Genomic DNA, 3585 nt, shown 5'->3' on the forward strand with positions numbered 1-3585 from the left:
CACCCACCCCGCCCGCACCGCCTCCATCCCCAGCGGTGGGCTTAACCCTAGAGGACCTTGGCCTGAGCACCCGGGTTTTGCATAACCTAAAGGAAGAGGGTATTGAGAGCGTGGAGAGCCTACTGGCCCTTTCCGAAAGGGAACTCAAGAGGGTACCGGGAATTGGTGAGCGCAGCCTGCAAGAGATTAAGGACTGCCTAGCCCAGCACGGGCTGACCATGAAGGACTAGGCTCGGTACCCAAGGAGGGAGTATGCGTCACCGTAAAGCTGGAAGAAAACTCAACCGCCACTCGGCCCACCGGGTGGCCCTGTTCCGCAACCTGGCCAAAAGCCTGTTGCTTTCTGAAGAAGGCCGCATCACCACCACCATCCCCAAGGCCAAGGAGCTGGCTGGCTTTGTGGACCACCTGATTACCACCGCCAAGAAGGCTCCCACCCTGAAGGTACCCGAGGGGGTGCGCTTCACCAAGCGGCGCGACAAGGATGGGCGTGAGCTTCCCCTAAAGGAGGGGGAGCGGCTGGCTACCCCGGAGGAGCTGGCCGCCTACGCCCGCCGCAATCACCTGCGCCGCCAGCTCTTGCGCGACCTGCACGACCCCAAGCTGGTCAAGCGCCTCATGGAGGAGATTGCTCCCCGTTACGCCGACCGGCCGGGGGGCTACACCCGGGTGCTCAAGCTGGCCCGGTGGCGCCGGGGGGACGGAACCCAGCTCGCCTTGGTGGAGCTGGTGAGCTGAGGGCCCCGAACCAGACCAGCCCCAGCCACATGGCTGGGGCGGTTTTCTTGGGAGCTAGCGGCTGGCGCTCTTGATGCCCAAAGCCTCCAGGGCCTTTTCAAAGGGCAGGTCGCGCCCGGTGTTGGCGAGTTGCTCAATGGAGGTTTCTGCCACGATGTCCGGTGTGGCTCGCTCGGGGTAAGGGGTTCCGTCGGCGAAGTAGGCCCGGTTGTAGGAGATGCTGATGGCCCCGCCGTTGATGAGGTTGAAGGGCCGGGTGGTGGTGTTGCCAATCCCCAGCGTGGGCACCCCGACCAGGGGGGCTACCCGGGCCCGCTGGATGGCCGAGGCCAGGTATTCTCCGCCGGAAGCGGTGTTGCTGTCTATCAATACCGCTAAGGGCCCTCGCCAGCGCGCCGAAAAGGGGAGGTTGGCGCTCTCGCTTTGCCCGTTTCGGGTGATGGTGATGCGCCCGTCGCGCACACGGAACTCGGTGCGCTCGGTCTGGTAGCGGTCGGCCAGGGCCACGTAGGCCTCATCTAAGAAGGCTGCGGCTGAGATAATCATCTCGTTCAGCAGACCGCCGCTGTTGCCGCGCAAATCCAGGATCATGGCTCGAGCCCCCTTCTGCTGGGCCTCCCGAACCAGCTCGTGTACCTTCCGGCCCACCTGGCCCTGCGCGTCAAAGTCGGGAATGCGGAGCACCGCCACCCCGTCGGGCCGGATTTTGAGGGAAGGGAAGCGGGCTAGGTTGATTTCCCGGCCAGTAAGGGTAATCTCTAGCCGTTGCCGTTCGGGGCCCCGCAGGATGGTTAGCACCACTGGGCGGCCGGTCTGCACGGCTTGAACCAGGAACTGCGCGGCCTGGTTCTCGTCTGGAAGATCGTTGAGCAGCCGCCCATTGACCGCGATGATGCGGTCGCCGTAGGCCAGGCCAGCCTCATCGGCAGGGCCTCCTTCCACCACGTCCACGATCAACCGGTCGCGCGAACCAGGGATGGCCACGTGGGTGATGCCGATGCGCAGGGCGCGGGAAGGGGCGTTGCCCTGGCGGCTTTCCCGGGTGCTGCGCAGGGCCTCTGGGCTCAGGTAGTAGGTGTGGTTATCCTTTAGCTCCTCAATCATCCGCTGGATGATGGGCACTGCCTGGTCGTAAGGGCAGGTGTCCTTCTGAGGGGCGCAGGCCTGGTCCAGCTCGAGCTGGTAACGGGTGGTTAACTCCTTGAGGTTTAGTCGGGCTGGGCCGTTGTAGTAGAACTCCACATAGAAGCTGGCCTGGTCAAAAAGGTCTTGGGCGGGCGAGGCCAGCGAAAAAGAGGCCGCCCAAAGGGCTAGGACTGCCAAAAATTTGCGCATACTTCACCTACCGCAGCAACTCCAGAGCACGCTCCAAAACCACGTCGCGCCCTGCGGCTAGGGCTTCTAGGTCCTCTTCAATTATGAAGTCCGGGGTGACCCTGAGGGGAAAAGGTGATCCATCTAGGTTGCGCATCCTCAGCGAGGAGACCGCGATGAACTCGCCGTTGATGAGGGGTCCTTCGGCGCTGCCGGACATGCCCAAGGCTCCTGCGGTGGGTTCCCCCACCACCCTGGCCCGACCCGCTTTTTGCAGGAAGTAGGCCAACATCTCGGTGGAGTTGAAGGTGTTGCGGTTGACCAACACCACCACCGGGAGGCGGGCCAGGTAGGGCTGCTTTAGCTCGCTCAGCTCCTCCTCGTCGCCGCTTTCGTGCCGCACCTTTAACTTTCCGTCCTCCACGGTGTGGGTTTCGTCCTGGCCTTGGAAACGGCGGTCGTAGATGAAGCCACCCCCTCCGGTGAAGGCCGCAGCGGCCAGCAGAGCCTCCGAATCGTAGCCGGTGAGGGCATCGCGCAGGTCAATGACCATGCCCCGGGCCCCGGCCTGCTCGGCTCGTCGGGCTGCGTCGTGGATGAGCTGGGCAGGGGAGAACTCCTCCGAGCTGTAGAGGTGGTAGACCCGCAGGTAAGCGATGTCGCCGTGCAACTCCAAACGGGGCTGCATGGTGGCCTGGGCCACCCTGGGGGTGAGGGTCACGCTGCGGGGGCTTCCCTGACGGCTGTAGCTCAGCGCAATGGGCCTGCCCTCGGCCTCCGCGGCCTTGAGGCGGGCTGGGGTGGCGGGCTGGCCGTTGATCTGGGTGATAAGGTCGCCGCGCCGAAGCCCGGCTTGGTAGGCGGGTTCCCCAGGAAAGGCCTCCGAGATCACCAGGCCCCTTGCGCTCTCCCGCACCCAGACGCCGATGCGGGGGGCCGCGGGCCCTAGCCCGGCCCCATAGCGCTGGTCGTTTATGAGCTCCTCCTGGGTGATGAGGGTGGTGAAGGGGTCGCCGATGTCCCTCACGATGCGTTCTATTACCTTCCGGGCCTTTTCAAAGCCGCAGCGGTTGCCCTCCGAGGCGCAAAGCCGGTCAAGTTCGGGCTGGTACTGCCGCCGCAGCTCGCGGAAGTGGGGTACCTTGGCCGGGCCGTTGTAATAGAAGCCAATCAGAAATGTGGCCTGATCAAAGAGGTCTTGTGCCGGCGAGGCCAAGGCCAGACCCATTGCGCCCAGGCTCAGCAGACTCAGGAGGGCCTTTCTTACCATGCTTCAATACTAAGGGGGAAAAGGTGAGAGGGATGGTAGTTTCAGTCTAGGGGCTGGGGCTTCCACAGGGGCGCGGGCTGGGCGGTGGGGGTTCCTCCGGTTTTTATGGAAGACCTGTGCCGGTTGGAGGTCCATCCAAGGGGCCATCCCTGCGACCCCTGAACCACCTCAAAGCCGCTTAGAAAGGTTCCGGGGTAGTAGTAGCCCAGAATCTGGCGGAAGTCCCAGCCCAAAAGGGCCAGCCCCCGGGCCCCCCACTGGCT

General features: G+C 64.1%; 4 protein-coding genes and 1 pseudogene. 2 read left to right on the forward strand and 3 right to left on the reverse strand.

All coding sequences use genetic code 11. From position 1 onward, the window contains the following. Together Mlute_RS14490 and Mlute_RS14495 are read left to right on the forward strand one after the other, a co-directional pair. Positions 1 to 230: DNA-directed RNA polymerase subunit alpha C-terminal domain-containing protein (locus tag Mlute_RS14490; protein WP_245959002.1), on the forward strand; the 230-nt coding region annotated here is incomplete at its 5' end. 22 nt (positions 231 to 252) lie between these two features. Beyond that, the gene (locus Mlute_RS14495) at positions 253 to 738 is read left to right on the forward strand and encodes a bL17 family ribosomal protein (protein WP_119361257.1); all 486 of its coding nucleotides are present in this window, start codon (positions 253 to 255) and stop codon (positions 736 to 738) included. A gap of 54 nt (positions 739 to 792) precedes the next feature. On the opposite strand, the gene Mlute_RS14500 is transcribed toward Mlute_RS14495, so the two are convergent. From Mlute_RS14500 to Mlute_RS16295, 3 genes and pseudogenes are all read right to left on the reverse strand, one after another. Then, positions 793 to 2073, reverse strand: a complete 1281-nt coding sequence (locus tag Mlute_RS14500; RefSeq protein WP_119361258.1) for a S41 family peptidase — start codon at positions 2071 to 2073, stop codon at positions 793 to 795. Positions 2074 to 2080: 7 nt separating this feature from the next. Continuing rightward, a complete protein-coding gene (locus tag Mlute_RS14505) occupies positions 2081 to 3322 on the reverse strand; it encodes a S41 family peptidase (RefSeq protein WP_182482591.1) in 1242 nt (413 codons plus the stop codon). A 41-nt stretch (positions 3323 to 3363) separates the two neighbouring features. Then, positions 3364 to 3585: pseudogene (locus Mlute_RS16295) on the reverse strand (hypothetical protein); the annotation flags it as partial.

Source organism: Meiothermus luteus (genome assembly GCF_003574085.1).
Lineage (GTDB): Bacteria > Deinococcota > Deinococci > Deinococcales > Thermaceae > Meiothermus > Meiothermus luteus.

Excerpts from the sequence above, each read along its gene's own strand:
- Mlute_RS14495 (WP_119361257.1), top strand. The coding sequence starts at position 253 with ATGCGTCACCGTAAAGCTGGAAGAAAACTCAACCGCCACTCGGCCCAC.
- Mlute_RS14500 (WP_119361258.1), bottom strand. The coding sequence starts at position 2,073 with ATGCGCAAATTTTTGGCAGTCCTAGCCCTTTGGGCGGCCTCTTTTTCG.
- Mlute_RS14505 (WP_182482591.1), bottom strand. The coding sequence starts at position 3,322 with ATGGTAAGAAAGGCCCTCCTGAGTCTGCTGAGCCTGGGCGCAATGGGT.